Source organism: Streptomyces sp. Edi2 (genome assembly GCF_040253635.1).
In the GTDB taxonomy this organism is placed as follows: Bacteria; Actinomycetota; Actinomycetes; order Streptomycetales; family Streptomycetaceae; genus Streptomyces.
Window position 1 is genome coordinate 6,468,974 of sequence record NZ_JBEJGX010000003.1, and the last position, 16,864, is coordinate 6,485,837.

General features: G+C 71.3%; 17 protein-coding genes. 12 read left to right on the forward strand and 5 right to left on the reverse strand.

All coding sequences use genetic code 11. The features are described 5' to 3' along the window. Nucleotides 1-7 precede the first annotated feature (7 nt). The gene (gene ndgR / locus ABR737_RS31860; protein ID WP_350254233.1) at nucleotides 8-724 is read right to left on the reverse strand and encodes an IclR family transcriptional regulator NdgR; all 717 of its coding nucleotides are present in this window, start codon (nucleotides 722-724) and stop codon (nucleotides 8-10) included. Between the two features lie 175 nt (nucleotides 725-899). Here ndgR and leuC point away from each other — a divergent pair, with 175 nt between their 5' ends. The 5 genes from leuC to ABR737_RS31885 all read left to right on the forward strand — a co-directional run bounded on the left by leuC (nucleotide 900) and on the right by ABR737_RS31885 (nucleotide 4,470). Further along, complete coding sequence (leuC, locus tag ABR737_RS31865; protein WP_350254234.1) at nucleotides 900-2,330, forward strand: 3-isopropylmalate dehydratase large subunit; 1,431 nt, start codon at nucleotides 900-902, stop codon at nucleotides 2,328-2,330. 3 nt (nucleotides 2,331-2,333) lie between these two features. Next, the gene (gene leuD, locus ABR737_RS31870) at nucleotides 2,334-2,927 is read left to right on the forward strand and encodes a 3-isopropylmalate dehydratase small subunit (RefSeq protein ID WP_350254236.1); all 594 of its coding nucleotides are present in this window, start codon (nucleotides 2,334-2,336) and stop codon (nucleotides 2,925-2,927) included. Between the two features lie 136 nt (nucleotides 2,928-3,063). Next, a complete protein-coding gene (locus tag ABR737_RS31875) occupies nucleotides 3,064-3,309 on the forward strand; it encodes an SCO5555 family protein (RefSeq protein WP_350254238.1) in 246 nt (81 codons plus the stop codon). A gap of 125 nt (nucleotides 3,310-3,434) precedes the next feature. Next, nucleotides 3,435-4,085, forward strand: coding sequence for an HU family DNA-binding protein (locus ABR737_RS31880; RefSeq protein WP_350254240.1), 651 nt, complete (start codon nucleotides 3,435-3,437; stop codon nucleotides 4,083-4,085). 181 nt (nucleotides 4,086-4,266) lie between these two features. Continuing rightward, entirely contained in the window at nucleotides 4,267-4,470 is a 204-nt protein-coding gene (locus ABR737_RS31885) for a hypothetical protein (RefSeq protein WP_350254241.1), read from the forward strand. A 27-nt stretch (nucleotides 4,471-4,497) separates the two neighbouring features. Here the strand turns inward: ABR737_RS31885 and cofC are convergent, their stop codons facing one another. After that, nucleotides 4,498-5,241 (reverse strand): 2-phospho-L-lactate guanylyltransferase, encoded by a 744-nt coding sequence (gene cofC / locus ABR737_RS31890; protein ID WP_502964413.1) that lies wholly within the window; start codon nucleotides 5,239-5,241, stop codon nucleotides 4,498-4,500. 131 nt (nucleotides 5,242-5,372) lie between these two features. Between cofC and ABR737_RS31895 the strand changes: the two genes are divergently transcribed. From ABR737_RS31895 to ABR737_RS31905, 3 genes are all read left to right on the forward strand, one after another. Further along, complete coding sequence (locus tag ABR737_RS31895) at nucleotides 5,373-6,239, forward strand: lysophospholipid acyltransferase family protein (protein WP_350254243.1); 867 nt, start codon at nucleotides 5,373-5,375, stop codon at nucleotides 6,237-6,239. Further along, nucleotides 6,236-7,237: an NAD(P)H-dependent glycerol-3-phosphate dehydrogenase gene (locus tag ABR737_RS31900; RefSeq protein ID WP_350254245.1), complete on the forward strand. Its 1,002-nt coding sequence runs from the start codon at nucleotides 6,236-6,238 to the stop codon at nucleotides 7,235-7,237. The genes ABR737_RS31895 and ABR737_RS31900 overlap by 4 nt, the downstream gene beginning before the upstream one ends. A gap of 164 nt (nucleotides 7,238-7,401) precedes the next feature. Beyond that, nucleotides 7,402-8,538, forward strand: coding sequence for a D-alanine--D-alanine ligase family protein (locus ABR737_RS31905; protein ID WP_350254247.1), 1,137 nt, complete (start codon nucleotides 7,402-7,404; stop codon nucleotides 8,536-8,538). Nucleotides 8,539-8,586: 48 nt separating this feature from the next. Here the strand turns inward: ABR737_RS31905 and ABR737_RS31910 are convergent, their stop codons facing one another. Together ABR737_RS31910 and ABR737_RS31915 are read right to left on the reverse strand one after the other, a co-directional pair. Beyond that, entirely contained in the window at nucleotides 8,587-9,066 is a 480-nt protein-coding gene (locus ABR737_RS31910) for a DUF3515 domain-containing protein (RefSeq protein ID WP_350254248.1), read from the reverse strand. 20 nt (nucleotides 9,067-9,086) lie between these two features. Then, a complete protein-coding gene (locus ABR737_RS31915) occupies nucleotides 9,087-9,320 on the reverse strand; it encodes an Lrp/AsnC ligand binding domain-containing protein (RefSeq protein ID WP_350254250.1) in 234 nt (77 codons plus the stop codon). A gap of 158 nt (nucleotides 9,321-9,478) precedes the next feature. On the opposite strand from ABR737_RS31915, the gene ABR737_RS31920 reads away from it, so the two are divergent. Continuing rightward, complete coding sequence (locus ABR737_RS31920) at nucleotides 9,479-10,447, forward strand: thiamine-phosphate kinase (RefSeq protein ID WP_350254252.1); 969 nt, start codon at nucleotides 9,479-9,481, stop codon at nucleotides 10,445-10,447. A 120-nt stretch (nucleotides 10,448-10,567) separates the two neighbouring features. Beyond that, nucleotides 10,568-11,377: a bifunctional hydroxymethylpyrimidine kinase/phosphomethylpyrimidine kinase gene (thiD, locus tag ABR737_RS31925; RefSeq protein ID WP_350254253.1), complete on the forward strand. Its 810-nt coding sequence runs from the start codon at nucleotides 10,568-10,570 to the stop codon at nucleotides 11,375-11,377. Between the two features lie 172 nt (nucleotides 11,378-11,549). Here thiD and rpmB read toward each other — a convergent pair whose 3' ends face one another. Then, nucleotides 11,550-11,735, reverse strand: a complete 186-nt coding sequence (gene rpmB, locus ABR737_RS31930) for a 50S ribosomal protein L28 (protein WP_018087178.1) — start codon at nucleotides 11,733-11,735, stop codon at nucleotides 11,550-11,552. A gap of 233 nt (nucleotides 11,736-11,968) precedes the next feature. On the opposite strand from rpmB, the gene ABR737_RS31935 reads away from it, so the two are divergent. Both ABR737_RS31935 and ABR737_RS31940 read left to right on the forward strand, forming a co-directional pair. Next, nucleotides 11,969-13,615 carry a DAK2 domain-containing protein gene (locus ABR737_RS31935; RefSeq protein ID WP_350254255.1) on the forward strand — a complete coding sequence of 549 codons (1,647 nt, stop codon included), beginning with the start codon at nucleotides 11,969-11,971 and terminating at the stop codon, nucleotides 13,613-13,615. Nucleotides 13,616-13,759: 144 nt separating this feature from the next. Beyond that, nucleotides 13,760-16,741, forward strand: coding sequence for a helicase-related protein (locus tag ABR737_RS31940; RefSeq protein ID WP_350254257.1), 2,982 nt, complete (start codon nucleotides 13,760-13,762; stop codon nucleotides 16,739-16,741). The last annotated feature ends 123 nt before the right edge of the window (nucleotides 16,742-16,864 follow it).

Sequence of the window (16,864 nt, forward strand, 5' to 3'; positions counted from 1 at the left end):
GGGGTGGTCAGCTGGTGCGCCGCAGGCCCTCGGAGAGGCGGGCTGCCGCGTCGATGACCGCCTGGGCGTGCATCCGGCCGGGGTGGCGGGTCAGCCGCTCGATCGGGCCGGAGACCGACACGGAGGCCACCACGCGGTTGGAGGGGCCGCGTACGGGGGCGGAGACCGAGGCCACGCCCGGCTCCCGCTCGCCGATCGACTGGGCCCAGCCACGGCGCCGTACGCCGGAGAGGGCGGTGGCCGTGAAGCGCGCGCCCTGCAGGCCGCGGTGCAGCCGCTCGGGCTCCTCCCAGGCCATCAGGATCTGGGCGGCCGAGCCCGCCTTCATGGGGAGCGTGGAGCCGACCGGGACGGTGTCCCGCAATCCGGACAGCCGTTCCGCCGCCGCCACGCAGATCCGCATATCGCCCTGCCGTCGGTAGAGCTGGGCGCTCTCGCCCGTCACGTCGCGCAGGTGCGTGAGCACCGGGCCGGCCGTGGCCAGCAGGCGGTCCTCGCCGGCCGCCGCGGCCAGCTCGGACAGGCGGGGGCCCAGGATGAACCGGCCCTGCATGTCCCTCGCCACCATCCGGTGGTGTTCCAGAGCCACGGCCAGCCGGTGGGCCGTGGGTCGTGCAAGCCCTGTCGCCGCGACCAGCCCGGCGAGGGTGGCCGGACCGGACTCCAGAGCGCTCAATACCAGAGCTGCCTTGTCGAGAACGCCGACGCCGCTAGAGTTGTCCATGCAACGATACTCGCGTCTCACACTGTGAAACGCAAGTTCAATTTTCCGGGGAAGTCGTCAATCTGTAGGTGTGGCCCTGGACCAGGGTCACGGCGTAAGGCCTGGCAGGGGGACTTCTGCGGGCATCGCGCACGGACGAGAAAGGCCGGCGATGCGGCCGGCCGGAGGGAAAGCGATGGGACGGACACTCGCGGAGAAGGTCTGGGACGACCATGTCGTCCGGCGCGCGGAAGGCGAGCCCGACCTTCTCTTCATCGATCTGCACCTGCTGCACGAGGTCACCAGCCCGCAGGCGTTCGACGGCCTCCGCAAGGCCGGCCGCCAGGTGCGCCGCACGGACCTGACCATCGCCACCGAGGACCACAACACCCCCACCCTCGACATCGACAAGCCGATCGCCGACCCGGTCTCGCGCACCCAGCTGGAGACGCTGCGCAAGAACTGTGCGGAGTTCGGCGTCCGGCTGCACCCGCTGGGCGATGTCGAGCAGGGTGTTGTCCACGTCGTGGGACCGCAGTTGGGACTGACCCAGCCCGGCACCACGGTGGTCTGCGGTGACAGCCACACCTCCACCCACGGAGCCTTCGGCGCGCTGGCGTTCGGCATCGGCACCAGCCAGGTCGAGCACGTCCTGGCCACCCAGACGCTGCCGCTGGCGCCCTTCAAGACCATGGCGATCACCGTTGACGGCGAGCTGCCCGAGAGCGTGACCGCCAAGGACCTCATCCTGGCGATCATCGCCAGGATCGGCACCGGCGGCGGCCAGGGCTACGTCCTGGAATACCGCGGCTCGGCCATCGAGAAACTCTCGATGGAAGCCCGGATGACCATCTGCAACATGTCGATCGAGGCGGGCGCGCGGGCGGGCATGATCGCCCCCGACAAGACCACCTTCGACTACCTGCAGGGCCGCGACCACTCGCCGCAGGGCGAGGAGTGGGACGCCGCCGTCGCCTACTGGAAGACGCTGCGCACGGACGAGGATGCGGTCTTCGACGCCGAGGTGCACATCGACGCCTCGGCACTGGCCCCGTTCGTCACCTGGGGCACCAACCCCGGCCAGGGCGCACCGCTTTCGGCGAGCGTCCCCGACCCGGCTTCGTACGAGGACGCCTCGGAGCGCTACGCCGCCGAAAAGGCCCTCGAGTACATGGGGTTGACGGCGGGTCAGCCGCTGCGCGAGATCAACGTGGACACGGTCTTCGTAGGTTCGTGCACCAACGGCCGCATCGAGGACCTGCGCGCCGCGGCCTCGATCCTGGAGGGCCGCAAGGTCGCCGACGGCGTCCGGGTGCTGATCGTGCCCGGCTCGGTCCGGGTCTCCCTGGAGGCCGTCGCCGAGGGCCTGGACAAGGTCTTCACCGCGGCGGGCGCCGAATGGCGGCATGCGGGCTGCTCGATGTGCCTGGGGATGAACCCCGACCAGCTGGCGCCCGGTGAGCGCTCCGCGTCCACCTCCAACCGCAACTTCGAGGGCCGGCAGGGCAAGGGCGGGCGGACGCACCTGGTCTCGCCGCAGGTTGCCGCCGCAACGGCGGTTCTCGGCCATCTGGCCTCACCGGCCGATCTGTCCGATGCAGCCGTCGCCACGCCCGCGGGAGTCTGAACCATGGAAGCTTTCACCACCCACACAGGCCGGGCCGTCCCGCTGCGCCGCAGCAATGTCGACACCGACCAGATCATCCCTGCTCACTGGCTGAAGAAGGTCACCCGCGACGGCTTCGAGGACGGGCTGTTCGAGGCCTGGCGCAAGGACCCGCAGTTCGTCCTCAACCAGGAGCGGTACAAGGGTGCCACGGTGCTGGTGGCCGGCCCCGACTTCGGTACCGGCTCCTCGCGTGAGCACGCCGTCTGGGCGCTGCAGAACTACGGCTTCAAGGCCGTCATCTCCTCGCGGTTCGCGGACATCTTCCGTGGCAACTCCCTCAAGAACGGACTGCTGACGGTGGTCCTGCCGCAGGAGACCGTGGACCGGCTGCAGCAGCTGCTGGAGGCCGACCCGGCCGCCGAGATCACCGTTGACCTGGTCGGCAGGCAGGTCCGCGCCGAGGGTGTCAGCGCCGACTTCGAGCTGGACGAGAACGCCCGTTGGCGTCTGCTGGAGGGGCTGGACGACATCAGTCTCACCCTTCGGGAGGAGTCGGCCATCGTGGAGTACGAGGCGAACAGGCCGTCGTTCAAGCCGCGTACCCTCGAGGTCTGACCTCGGGTTTTATGGCTCAAAGCTATATTGCGTACGATGCGCCCCCTGTGCAGTTGGCAGGGGGCGCTTCTGCTTGTCGAGGGCGCTGTTGAGGCCCCGTGAAGCGACAACTCGCCGCAGATGGCACAATTAGCGCATGGAACGCGACGACCAACTCGAGCTCTACGGTCTCGTCGCCGACCGGCTCAAGGACGCGCATACAAAGGTGCGCACACTGCAAGTCCCGGAGGGCGTACGGATGGCGCTGACCCGGAAGCTGCTCGTCATCACGGCCGCGGCTAAACACGATCTTGCGGACGCGGCAAGGCGTCTGGAGTGGTTCATGGAAGACCTCGACGAAGGTCGTTATCCCGAAGATGTGCGCGCCGACGGAAGTCCGTGAAGGTCGACTTCGTTGCGGCACAAGGGTGATTAGCCCGTTTCGTGTTTGATTTGCGGTATATATCTGCCTAACGTGCGAAAAAGCTTGGAAACTTTCGTTCCAGCAATGTCTCCGAAGGGGAAGACGTGAACAAGGCGCAGCTCGTAGAAGCCATTGCCGACAAGCTCGGCGGCCGCCAGAACGCCGCGGACGCGGTGGATGCCGTACTGGACGCAATCGTCCGTTCAGTTGTCACCGGCGACCGCGTTTCGGTCACCGGATTCGGCTCGTTCGAGAAGGTTGACCGCCCAGCCCGCTACGCCCGCAACCCGCAGACGGGTGAGCGCGTACGGGTCAAGAAGACCTCCGTTCCGCGCTTCCGCGCCGGTCAGGGCTTCAAGGACCTGGTCAGCGGCTCGAAGAAGCTCCCCAAGGGCGGAGAGGTCTCGGTCAAGAAGGCACCCAAGGGCAGCCTCACCGGTGGTACGGCCATCAAGAAGGCCGCCGCCAAGAAGGCCACCGCCAAGAAGGCCACGGCGAAGAAGGCCGCCGCGAAGAAGACGACGGCGAAGAAGACCACCGCGGCCAAGAAGACGACCGCCAAGAAGACGACGGCGAAGAAGGCCGCCACGAAGGCCACCGCCAAGAAGGCGGCCCCGGCCAAGAAGACCACCGCGAAGAAGGCCACCGCGAAGAAGACCGCCCCCGCCAAGAAGGCGACGGCGAAGAAGGCCCCCGCGAAGAAGGCCACCGCACGCAAGACCACCGCCAAGAAGACCACCGCACGCAAGCGGTAATTCAGCAGCGGCGACGCCACGCGTCGGGCCGGTCTCCCTTCGGGGAGCCCGGCCCGCGGTGCGTCCGGGCCCTTCGGGTGGGCACCTCCCCGGCCCCCCGGTCCTTCCCGCTCCCTCCTGGTCCTTCCCGGCACACGGGCGGGAGAAGGGGCCCGGGGCCTGCTCGTCTAGGCTCTCTCCCATGCAGGCCACCGCGTATACGTACGACTCCCAGACCCGCTCCGGCAGCGTGCTGCTGGACGACGGCACCCCGCTGCCCTTCGACGCGGCGGCCTTCGACGCCGGCGGTCTGCTGCTGCTGCGGCCCGGTCAGCGGGTCCGTATCGAGGTCACCGGCGAAGGGGACGACCGGCAGATCGCCCTGGTCACGCTCCAGACCCTCTGACAGGTCCCGCCCCGGCGCTCCGACCGGTCACGCTCCGGATGCTCTGACCTGCGGCGGCACCGGCCGTGGTGCGCCGTCCGGCGCCTCGGTGGCCGTGGCCGCCCGACCCGCCCCGCCCGCCAGATGCGGCGCCTGGAGCGCCGTGTGCGGGCCCACGCCCAGCGCCAGCGCGGCCAGCAGATCCTCGCCGGTGTCCACGTCCCGGCGTACCGACGGCACCGTGGACGTGGTGATCTCCCGCGCCCCGGAGGCCAGGTGACGGGCCCGGGACGGACCTCCGAATGCCGGTTCCAATTCCACTCCGGAAGTCGCGGTCAGAAGTGTTGTCCCGATATCCGCCGCATCCGCGAGAAATGCACGCGGAAATAGCGAAGCGGAATGGAGCACCTGTTCCAGTTCGGCGGGGCGCAGCGCCGGAAGGTCGGCGTTGAGCGCGGCGAGGGCCGCGCCCGGGCGACGCGCCCGGACCGCGCCCGCTCCATGGGCCAGTGCCGCGTTGAGACCGCGGGCCGGTGTGTCGGGCACAATGCGCGCGCCGAGCGCCGCCAGGCGCCCCGCGGCCAGCTGGTCATCCGTGACAACCGCCACATCCCGGACGTCTTTGCAGGCCAGCGCCGCTGCCACGGTATCCAGGGCAAAAGCGAGGGCCAGCCGGGGCCGGAACTCCTCACCGGCGGCCGGGGAGAGCCTGCTCTTGGCCTGCAGCAGCGGTTTCAGCGGTACCACCAGGCTCCAGCCCACATCCGCTCCGTCTCGTCGCATCGGCGCCATTCTCACCTGCTGCCGCCGCTCTCCGGGAGCGTCGGGGTTACGGTGTCCTCGACATAGCGGGTACCTGGGGCGACACTTGTGCGGCTGCCGGCCCGCAGCAGCTTTGCAGGTCCCACAAGGAGGGTGTCCCAGTGTCCCGCCGCAGAATCGGCTTCTGGTACCGCTTGGCCGCGGTCATCTGCAAACCGCCGCTCTTGGTTCTGTTCAAGCGGGACTGGCAGGGAATGGAGCACATTCCGGCCGACGGCGGATTTATCACCGCGGTCAACCACAACTCGTATCTTGATCCGCTCTCCTATGCGCACTATCAGTACAACACCGGGCGGGTCCCCCGATTCCTCGCCAAGGCCGGACTCTTCAAGAGCGGCTTTGTCGGCCTGATGATGCGCGGCACCGGCCAGATCCCCGTCTACCGGGAAACCACCGACGCCGCCACCGCCTTCCGCGCCGCCGTCAGCGCCATCGAGAAGGGCGAATGCGTCGCCTTCTACCCCGAGGGCACCCTCACCCGCGACCCCGAGCTGTGGCCCATGCAGGGCAAGACCGGTGCCGCCCGGGTGGCATTGCTGACCAAGGCGCCGGTCATTCCCGTCGCGCAGTGGGGCGCCAATGACGCGATGCCGCCGTACGCCAAGGAGAAGAAGCTCCGCCTCCTGCCGCGTAAGACGCTGAGGGTGCAGGCCGGACCGCCGGTCGATCTGAGCGCGTTCTACGACCAGGAGCCGACCGCCGAGGTGCTGCGGGCCGTCACCGAGGTCATCATGGCCGCCATCACCGAGCAGCTGGCCGTCGTGCGCGGCGAGCCCGCGCCGACCGAACCGTACGACTGGCGCAAGGCGGTCGCCAGGGAGCGCCGCGCCGCCCGGGAAGCCGCCAAGGCGGCCCAGGGCGCCGCTGCGGCCACGGCCCCCGCCGAGCGGACCGCCGCCCCGGAACCGGCCGTCGGCCCGCAGCAGGCCCGAAGCACCCAGCAGGCACAGGAGGATGAAAGCAAGTGACGCGCTGCGCCGTCTACGGCACGGGGTCCTGGGGTACCGCCTTCGCGATGGTGCTCGCCGACGCAGGATGCGAGGTGACCCTGTGGGGACGCCGTGCGGCCCTGGTCGACGCCGTCAACAACGGCCGTACGAACCCCGACTACCTGCCGGGGGTCGAGCTGCCCGCGTCCGTACGGGCCACCACCGACCCGGCGGAAGCGGCGCGCGGCGCGGAGTTCGCCGTGCTGGCGGTGCCCGCCCAGACGCTGCGCGGCAATCTCGCCGAATGGGCGCCGCTGCTGCCCGACGGGACGGTCCTGGTCTCCCTGATGAAGGGCGTCGAACTGGGCACGGCCAAGCGCATGAGCGAGGTCATCGAGGAGGTGGCCAAGGTCCCCGCGGAGCGCGTCGCGGTGCTGACCGGGCCCAACCTCGCCAAGGAGATCGCCGCCCGGCAGCCCGCCGCCGCCGTGGTGGCCTGCGCCGACGAGGCGGTCGCCCGGCGCTTCCAGACCGCCTGCCACACCTCGTACTTCCGCCCGTACACCAACACCGACGTGGTGGGCTGTGAACTGGGCGGCGCGGTCAAGAACGTCATCGCACTCGCCGTCGGCATCGCCACCGGTATGGGCCTGGGCGACAACGCCAAGGCGTCCCTGATCACCCGCGGTCTGGCCGAGACCACCCGGCTCGGCCTCGCCATGGGCGCCGACGCGCACACCTTCGCCGGGCTGGCCGGGATGGGCGACCTCGTCGCCACCTGCTCCTCGCCGCTGTCGCGCAACAACACCTTCGGCACCAACCTCGGCCGCGGGATGACGCTCCAGGAGACCATCGCGGTCACCAAGCAGACCGCCGAGGGCGTCAAGTCCTGCGAATCCGTACGGGATCTGGCCCGCAGGCACGGCGTCGACATGCCGCTCACCGAGACGGTCGTGGAGATCGTCCACGAGGGCAAGCCGCCGATGGTCGCCCTCAAGGAGCTGATGTCGCGCAGCGCCAAGTCCGAACGGCACTGAATCCGGCTCGGAAACCGGCACGCAAACCGGCGCCGGAACGTCCGGTCCGGTCCCGTTCCGTCCGGGAGCCCGGCCCCCGGCAGCCGGGCGGCCGTCGGCACGACGCCACCAACGGCCGCCACAGCACTGACTCCGCGCCGGTCAGCAGGTACCCTCAACCCGATATGAGCAGCGAGACCTCCCCACACAAGCCCCGCGTCGCCGTCGTGTTCGGCGGCCGCAGCTCCGAGCACGCGATCTCCGTGGTCACGGCCGGCGCCGTGCTGCGCGCCATCGACCGCGAGAAGTACGACGTGCTGCCCATCGGCATCACCACCGACGGCCGCTGGGCGCTGACCGCCGACGACCCCGAGCGGATGGCCATCGCGGACCGGCAGCTGCCCTCGGTGGCCGCGCTCGCCGAGTCCACCGAGGGCGCCGTGGTGCTCCCCGTCGACCCCACCAACCGTGAGGTCGTCTACAGCGAGCCGGGCTCGGTCCCCAAGGCGCTGGGCGAGGTCGATGTCGTCTTCCCCGTGCTGCACGGCCCCTACGGCGAGGACGGCACCCTGCAGGGCCTGCTGGAGCTCTCCGGAGTGCCCTACGTCGGCTCGGGCGTGCTCGCCTCCGCCGTCGGCCAGGACAAGGACTACATGAAGCGGGTGTTCACCTCCTTCGGGCTGCCGGTCGGCCCGTACGAGGTCATCCGCCCCCGCGAGTGGGAAAACGATCCGGCGGCCGCCCGCAGGAAGATCGTGGACTTCGCCGGCGAGCACGGCTGGCCGCTCTTCGTGAAGCCCGCCCGGGCCGGCTCGTCCATGGGCATCACCAAGGTCGACGACCTCGGCGGCCTGGACGAGGCGATCGAGGAGGCCCGCCGGCACGACCCCAAGATCCTCGTGGAGTCGCTGCTGCGCGGCCGCGAGATCGAGTGCGGGGTGCTGGAGTTCGAGGACGGCCCGCGGGCCAGCGTGCCGGCCGAGATTCCGCCGGTCACCGCGCACGACTTCTACGACTTCGAGGCCAAGTACATCGACTCGGCGGACGGGATCGTCCCGGCCCCGCTGAGCGAGGAGCAGACCGCGAAGGTCCAGGAGCTGGCCGTCGCGGCCTTCGAGGCGGCGTCCTGCGAAGGACTGGTGCGGGCGGACTTCTTCCTGCAGGACAACGGCGAGTTCGTGATCAACGAGATCAACACGCTCCCCGGCTTCACGCCCATCTCGATGTACCCGCGGATGTGGCAGGAGAGCGGTGTGAGCTACCCGGAGCTGATCGACCGGCTCCTGCAGGCCGCGCTGCAGCGCTCCACGGGACTGCGCTGAGCCGGCGGCCCCCCCGGCGGCCGGTCCGCCGCTACAGGGGAGACACCCCTAGACCCCGGTGGGAACCGTCTTCTTCACGGCGCCCCCGAGATCGGTGAGTGCATCGACCTCGGGGGCGTACTTCCCGGGAACGGTCACCTCGACGAAGGCCTTGCGCAGCACCGTCGTGAAGCGGTAACCGTCGTCCTGCTTCTCAAAGAGCCATTCGACCCCGTTGACTTCCGCCGAGTCGGCACCGGGGTTGTAATGTTCACTCCCGTACGTCAGGACGTCGGGCTTCGGCACCCCGCAGCGCAGTTTCACGGCAGGATCGCCCCATATGGCAGTGAAGTCGGATTCGGGCTCGGGGGTACCCCGCTCCAGCCCGTCCACGGTCGCCGGCAACTCCTTGTGCAGCGCCTTGCAGTACCGCGCGCCCGCCCCCGTGGGGGCGGGCACGGCCACGTCTTCGGAAGGGGAGCAGCTCACCGCGGCGAACAGCACGGTGAGTACCGGAAGGGCCAGGTACCGGCGGCGCGTAGAGATCACCCGGCCGAGGATACGGGGAGCTAGAGATGGACGACCGGGCAGGTAAGAGTGCGCGTGATGCCTTCCACTTGCTGGATTTTGGCGACCACCATGCGCCCCAGCTCATCGACCGTGCCGGCTTGAGCGCGCACGATGACGTCATAGGGGCCGGTGACATCCTCGGCCTGCAGCACACCATGGATCGTGGAGATCGTCTCGGCTACCGCCGAGGCCTTGCCGACCTCGGTCTGGATCAGGATGTAGGCCTGTACCACGGAACCTCCAGGGCGGCTACGAGGATCATGTGGGAAGAAGGGACGCCACGGTACCGCGTCACCGAGCGGAGCGGGGAGACCCGCGCGGTGAACACGGCAAGTACGGCACAGTCGTCAGCCACGTACGGACCGTCCGTACACATGGGAAGGGCAACAGCATGAAGGGCACCGTGGGCGAGCTGGGGGAGTTCGGGCTGATCAGGGAGCTCACCTCCCGGCTCACCACCACTCCGGCCGTACGGATCGGGCCGGGTGACGACGCCGCGGTGGTCACCGCGCCGGACCGGAGGGTGGTCGCCAGCACCGACATCCTCCTGGAGGGCCGGCACTTCAGGCGCGACTGGTCCACCGCCTACGACGTCGGCCGCAAGGCCGCCGCACAGAACCTCGCCGACATCGCGGCGATGGGCGCGGTGCCCACGGCGATCCTGCTCGGCCTGGTCGTGCCCGCGGAACTCCCCGCCACCTGGCCGACCGAGCTGATGGACGGGCTGCGCGACGAATGCCAGGTGGCCGGCGCCGCGGTCGTCGGCGGGGACGTGGTGCGCGGCGACACCATCACCGTCTCCATCACCGCGCTCGGCGATCTGCGCAACCAGGAGCCGGTCACCCGGGCCGGCGCCCAGCCCGGCGACGTGGTCGCGGTGACCGGCTGGCTCGGCTGGTCCGCCGCCGGGCATGCCGTCCTCTCCCGCGGCTTCCGCTCGCCGCGCGCCTTCGTGGAGGCCCACCGCCGCCCCGAGCCGCCGTACCACGCGGGCCCGGCCGCCGCCGGACTCGGCGCCACCGCCATGACGGACGTCAGCGACGGACTGGTCGCCGACCTCGGGCACATCGCCGAGGCCAGCAAGGTCCGGATCGATCTGCGGTCCGCCGGGATCGACATCCCCTCGCAGATGTCCGACATCGGCACGGCCGTCGGCGTGGACCCGATGCAGTGGGTGCTCAACGGCGGCGAGGACCACGCGATCGTCGCCACCTTCCCGCCCGAGGTGAAGCTGCCCGCCCGGTGGAAGGTCATCGGCGAAGTGCTCCACCCCTCCGCGCTGCCCCAGGTGACGGTGGACGGTGCCCCCTGGGCGAAGGCCGGCTGGGACCACTTCGGCGACAACGGGGATGCCGACTAGGTCCCGTACGGCCACGGGCGGCGACACCACGGGCGGCGACACGAAGGGCGACTCCCCCACGGGCGGTGACGCCACGGGCGCCCGCAGGGCCGCGGGGTGCCGCCGAGTAGATTCGGCGGTATGCACATACCTCCACGCGTCCTGACCGTCGCCGGGTCCGACTCCGGCGGCGGCGCGGGCATCCAGGCCGACCTCAAGACGATGCTGGCGCTCGGCACCCACGGCATGAGCGTGCTCACCGCCGTCACCGCCCAGAACTCCCTGGGCGTACAGGGCGCGTGGGAGCTGCCGGCCGAGGCCGTACGGGCCCAGTTCCGCAGCGTCGTCGACGACATCGGCGTCCAGGCGGTGAAGACCGGGATGCTCTCCTCGGCCGAACTCGTCGAGACCGTCGCCGAACTGCTCGCCGGACTGCGGGTCCCCGTCGTCATCGACCCCGTGGGGGTCTCCAAGCACGGCGACGCGCTGCTCGCCGCCACCGCCCTGGACGCGGTCCGCACCGTGCTGCTGCCGACGGCGACCGTCGCCACCCCCAACCTGGACGAGGTCGCCCAGCTGACCGGTATCCGCGTCGAGGAGGAGGCCGATATGCGCCGGGCGGCCGCCGCGATCCTGGACTTCGGCCCGCGCTGGGCGCTCATCAAGGGCGGCCATCTCCCCGCCGGCCGTGGCGAGGACGCCGTCGATCTGCTCACCGACGGCACCGAGGAGCACTGGCTGCGCGCCCCGCGGCACGACAACCGGCACACCCACGGCACCGGCTGCACCCTCGCCAGCGCGCTCGCCGCGCAGCTCGCCAAGGGGGACACGGTCCCGCAGGCCACCGCGGCGGCGAAGGACTATGTCACCGGCGCCCTCGCGGGCGGTTTCCGGCTGGGCGCGGGCATCGGCCCCGTGGACCACGGCTGGTGCTGGCGCGACATGCACTGAGGGCGTCCACGGACGGTGTGCACCGTGGCCTCGCGGCCGGGCGGAGCACTTGCGGCGCCCGGCCCGGGGAACGCCGGGAGCCGTACCCGGCCCGGAAAGGGAAGAAGCCGGTCCACCACGAAGGTGGACCGGCTTTCCAAGCAACCGGCTGGGCTGCGCTACGGCTTAGACGTCAGCGCGAGACCTTGCCGGCCTTGATGCACGAGGTGCAGGCGTTCAGCCGCTTCGGCGTGCGCCCGATCACTGCACGCACCGTCTGGATGTTGGGGTTCCAACGACGGTTGGTACGGCGATGCGAGTGCGAGACACTCTTGCCGAAGCCCGGCCCCTTGCCGCAGACGTCGCAGTTGGCAGCCACGGGTCACTCCAAAGACTTCAGATGCACTTACGGTGAAATCCCGACGAGCCGAGTGCATTGCCCGAACGGCGCCGTCAGGAGAGGAATGGCCCGATTCGCATCGGGCAACCGGAGCAGCATACAACGACCGCTCCCGTAGAACGAAACTACCACGCACCCACCGGCCCCCGCCCCGGCCCCGCCCCCGCAGCGCGGCTACTGTGCGGTGGCATCCCGCGACTCAGGAGGACGACGTGCCGTACCCGCTCGACGCCGCCGCGGTCCGCTCCTGGTGCGGGCTGGCCCTGGAGGCGCTGGGACGGGAACGCGAGCGGATCGACGCGATCAACGTCTACCCGGTGGCCGACGGCGATACCGGCACCAACCTCTATCTGACCCTCGAATCGGCGGCCCGCGCGGTCGAGGCCGCCTTCGACGGGCACGCCTCGGCCGGTACCGCCCCCCGTCTCGCCGATGCCATCGGTGCCATGGCACACGGCGCCCTGATCGGGGCGCGCGGCAACTCCGGCACGATCGTGGCGCAGATGCTGCGCGGGATGACCGAGGTGCTGGCCGCCACCGACGGCTCCGCCGACGCCCTGCGGCGGGCGCTGCGCCGGGCCGCCGCGTCGACCTACGAGGCCGTCGCCCACCCCGTGGAGGGCACCGTGCTGACGGTGGCGACCGCCGCCGCCGATGCCGCGGAACGCTCCGCGGGCGGCGATGCCGGGGCCGCCGGGGTCGCCCGCGCCGCCCACGAAGGCGCCCGCAGCGCCCTCCAGGAGACCCCGGGGCAGCTCGCGGTGCTGGGCAGGGCGGGTGTCGTGGACGCCGGTGGCTGCGGGCTGGTCGCGCTGCTGGGCGCGCTCGCCGATGCGCTGTCCGGGGAGGTCTCGGCGGTTCCGGTCGCCGTACGCCCCGATGCCCCGCTTCCCGAGGCGGCCGGCTGTGAGGTCGCGGGCCGGGTGGCGGCGGCGAACGGCCGGGGGCACCTGGACGGGCCCGCCTTCGAAGTGATCTATCTGCTGGAGGCCGGCGACGCCGCCGTGGCGGGGCTGCGGGCCCGGCTCGACGCGCTCGGCGACTCCCTGGTGGTGGTCGGCGGGGACGGCCTGTGGAACGTCCATGTCCATGTCGACGACGCGGGCGCCGCCGTGGAGGCCGGCATCGAGGCGGGCCGCCCGTACCGGATCCGGATCACGCACTTCGGCGGTGCCCGGGCCAAGGAACCGGAGATGACGGCGCGGGCCGTGGTCGCGGTGGTGCCGGGTGCCGGGCTCGCCGGGCTGTGTGCCCAGGCCGGCGCGACCCCCGTCCCGGTGCGGCCCGGGGAGCCGCCCGCCAGTGGCGAACTGGTGCAGGCGATCCGGCAGGCGCACGCCCGTGAGGTGATGCTGCTGGCGAACGACGCCGACCTGCGGCACACCGCGGCGGCCGCCGCCGAGGAGGCCCGCGCCGAGGGCGTACGGGTCGCGCTCATCCCCACCCGCTCCGCCGTCCAGGGCCTGGCGGCGCTGGCCGTGCACGAACCGGGCCGCAGTTTCGACGAGGACGTGGTCGCGATGACCGCGGCCGCGGGCGCCACCCGTTACGCCGAGCTGGCCCTCGCCGAGCGGCAGTCGTGGACGATGGCCGGCGTCTGCCAGGCCGGGGACGTCCTGGGCCTGATCGACGGCGATGTCGCGGTCATCGGCTCCGACCTCACCGGCACCGCGATGACGGTGCTCGACCGGATGCTGTCGGCGGGCGGGGAGATGGTGACCCTGGTCCTCGGCGCGAAGGCGCCCGACGGGCTCGCCGAGCGGCTGGAGGAGTACGTCCGCGAGCGTCATCTCGCGGTGGACACCGTCGTCTACGACGGGGGCCAGCACGCCGCGCCGTTGCTCATCGGCGTGGAGTGAGCGCGCGGGCCGGTACGCACGTACCGGCCGGTGCGTGCGGGGCCGGTGAGCGTACGGGCCGGTGCAGGCGCCGCAGGGCCGGCGGGAGCGCGCCGGGCAGGTGAGCCGGCCGCGATTGTCACAGGCGTGGTGTGCAATAGAGGCGTGGCAGCGCTCGACGAACCTCTCAAGAAAATTCTCGGTGGTACCACCGCAAAGGTGCTGGCCGAGCATCTCGACCTGCATACGGTCGGCGACCTGTTGCACCACTACCCGCGCCGTTACGCGGAGCGTGGTGAACTGACCCGCCTCTCGGACCTCCCGCTGGACGAACACGTCACGGTCGTCGCCCAGGTCGCGGACTCCCGGGTGCTGAAGTTCAACGGAGGCCGGGGACAGCGCCTCGAGGTGACGCTCACCGACGGCAGCGGCCGCCTCCGGCTGGTCTTCTTCGGCAAGGGCATCCACAAGCCGCACAAGGATCTGCTGCCCGGCCGCCGAGCGATGTTCGCCGGCAAGGTGTCGGTCTTCAACCGCAAACTCCAGCTCGCCCACCCCGAGTACGCGCTCCTCGACGGCGATGCCGAGGACGCGGCCGAGGAGGTCAGCGCGGAGGTCAACGCCTTCGCAGGGCAGCTCCTGCCGATCTACCCGGCCTGCCAGCAGATGGCGTCCTGGAAGATCGCCAAGGCGGTCGACGCGGTGCTGCCCAGTGCGCGCGACGCCGTCGACCCGCTGCCTGAAGCGCTCCGGGACGGCCGGGAGCTGGTCCCGCTCACCGAGGCGCTGCTCAAGATCCACCGCCCGGCGAGCAAGGCCGATATCGCCGCCGCGCGGGACCGGCTGAAGTGGGACGAGGCGTTCGTCCTGCAGGTCGCGCTCGCCCGGCGCCGCCTCGCCGAGACCCAACTCCCGGCGGTGGCAAGGACGTCGACCACCGGCGGCATCCTCGACGCCTTCGACGCGAAACTGCCCTTCACGCTCACCGACGGCCAGCAGAAGGTCAGCCGGGAGATCTTCGACGACCTGGCGACCGAACACCCCATGCACCGCCTCCTCCAGGGCGAGGTGGGCTCCGGCAAGGCCCAGCCGCTGGATGCGCTGGTGCTGACGCCGCGCGGCTTCCGCCCCATGGGGGAGATGGCAGTCGGGACCGAAGTGGTGGTGCCCAGCGGTGAGCTCGCCGTGGTGGACGGCGTCTTCCCGCAGGGCGAGCGCGAGGTGTGGCGGCTGGTGCTCTCGGACGGCAGCGCCGTCGAGTGCGACGACGAGCATCTGTGGATCGTCCGGACCGGCGATGCCCAGGAGAGGGTGCTCACCACCCGCGCACTGCGCCGGGACCTCCACGACCCCGAAGGACGCCCCCGGTGGTCCATCGACGCGGCCGTGCCGGTGGACCTCGACGACGGCGGGGCACGGCCGCTCGATCCGTATCTGGTGGGGCGGCAGCTCGCGGAGGACGGCGGTCCGGCGGCCCGGGTGCCGGAGGCCTACCGTAACGCGCCGCTGAAGGACCGGCTGGCCGTACTGCAGGGCCTGCTGGGTGCCGTAAGCGGGCCCGCGGGCGCCCGTGCGGTGTTCCGTGCCGCGCACCGCCCGCTGGCCGGCGACCTCGCATGGCTGGTGCGCTCGCTGGGCGGACGGGCCCGGCTGAGCGCCGCGGGGGAGGGGACATACGACGTCGACGTGGCGCTGCCGGAGGAGGGCGGGGAAGGCTTCCGGCGCACCATCCGGGCCATCGAGTACGCCGGCCGCAAGCCCGTCCAGTGCATCAGCGTCCGGCACCCCGGCCACGCCTATGTGACCGACCACTTCACCGTCACCCACAACACCATGGTCGCGCTGCGCGCCATGCTCGGCGTGGTCGACAGCGGCGGCCAGGCCGCGATGCTGGCGCCGACCGAGGTCCTGGCCCAGCAGCACCACCGCTCGATCACCGAGATGATGGGGGAGCTGGCCGAGGGCGGGATGCTCGGCGGCGCGGAGCAGGGCACCAAGGTGGTGCTGCTGACCGGATCCATGGGCGCCGCGGCCCGCCGGCAGGCGCTGCTCGATCTGGTCACCGGCGAGGCCGGAGTCGTCGTCGGCACCCACGCCCTGATCGAGGACAAGGTGCAGTTCCACGACCTGGGCCTGGTCGTCGTCGACGAGCAGCACCGGTTCGGCGTCGAGCAGCGGGACGCGCTGCGCGGCAAGGGCAAGCAGCCGCCGCATCTCCTGGTCATGACGGCGACCCCCATTCCGCGTACGGTCGCCATGACCGTCTTCGGTGATCTGGAGACCTCCGTCCTGGACCAACTCCCCGCCGGACGCTCGCCGATCGCCACCCATGTGGTGCCCGCCAAGGACAAGCCGCACTTCCTCGCGCGCGCCTGGGAGCGGGTCCGCGAGGAGGTGGCGGCCGGGCATCAGGGCTATGTGGTGTGTCCCCGGATCGGCGACGAGGAGGACGCGCCCAAGGGGGCGAAGAAACCGGCCGGCTCCAAGGGGGCCGAGGACCGGGCGGGTTCACCGGAGGACGCGGAGGAGAAGCGGCCCCCGCTCGCGGTGCTCGACATCGCCGGGCAGCTCGCCGAGGGGCCGCTCGCCGGGCTGCGGGTGGCGGTTCTCCACGGCCGGATGGCGCCGGACGACAAGGACGACGTGATGCGCCGGTTCGCCGCCGGTGAGCTGGATGTGCTGGTGGCGACGACCGTCATCGAGGTCGGGGTGAACGTCCCGAACGCCACCGCCATGGTGATCATGGACGCCGACCGCTTCGGCGTCTCCCAGCTGCACCAGCTCCGCGGCCGGGTCGGCCGTGGCTCCGCCCCCGGCCTGTGCCTGCTGGTCAGCGAGATGCCCGAGGCCAGCCCGGCCCGCGCCCGGCTCGCCGCGGTGGCCGCCACCCTCGATGGCTTCGAACTCTCCCGTATCGACCTGGAACAGCGGCGCGAGGGTGATGTGCTGGGGCAGGCGCAGTCCGGCGTCCGCTCGTCGCTGCGGATGCTCGCGGTCATCGAGGACGAGGAGGTGATCGCCGCCGCCCGCGAGGAGGCCACCGCGCTGGTCACCGCCGATCCCGAGCTGACCGGATATCCGGAGCTGCGGATCGCCCTGTCCGCCCTGCTGGACGAGGACCGGGAGCAGTATCTGGACAAGGGGTGAGCGGGGGCCGCGGCCCTTGCCGGGCGCGTCGGGCGGCGTCCGGCCGCCCGCCCACCGCTCAACCTCCCCGCCCCCACGTGAGATCGATCACCACCGGGTGCGCCTCCGGGAAGGCCCGGCCGG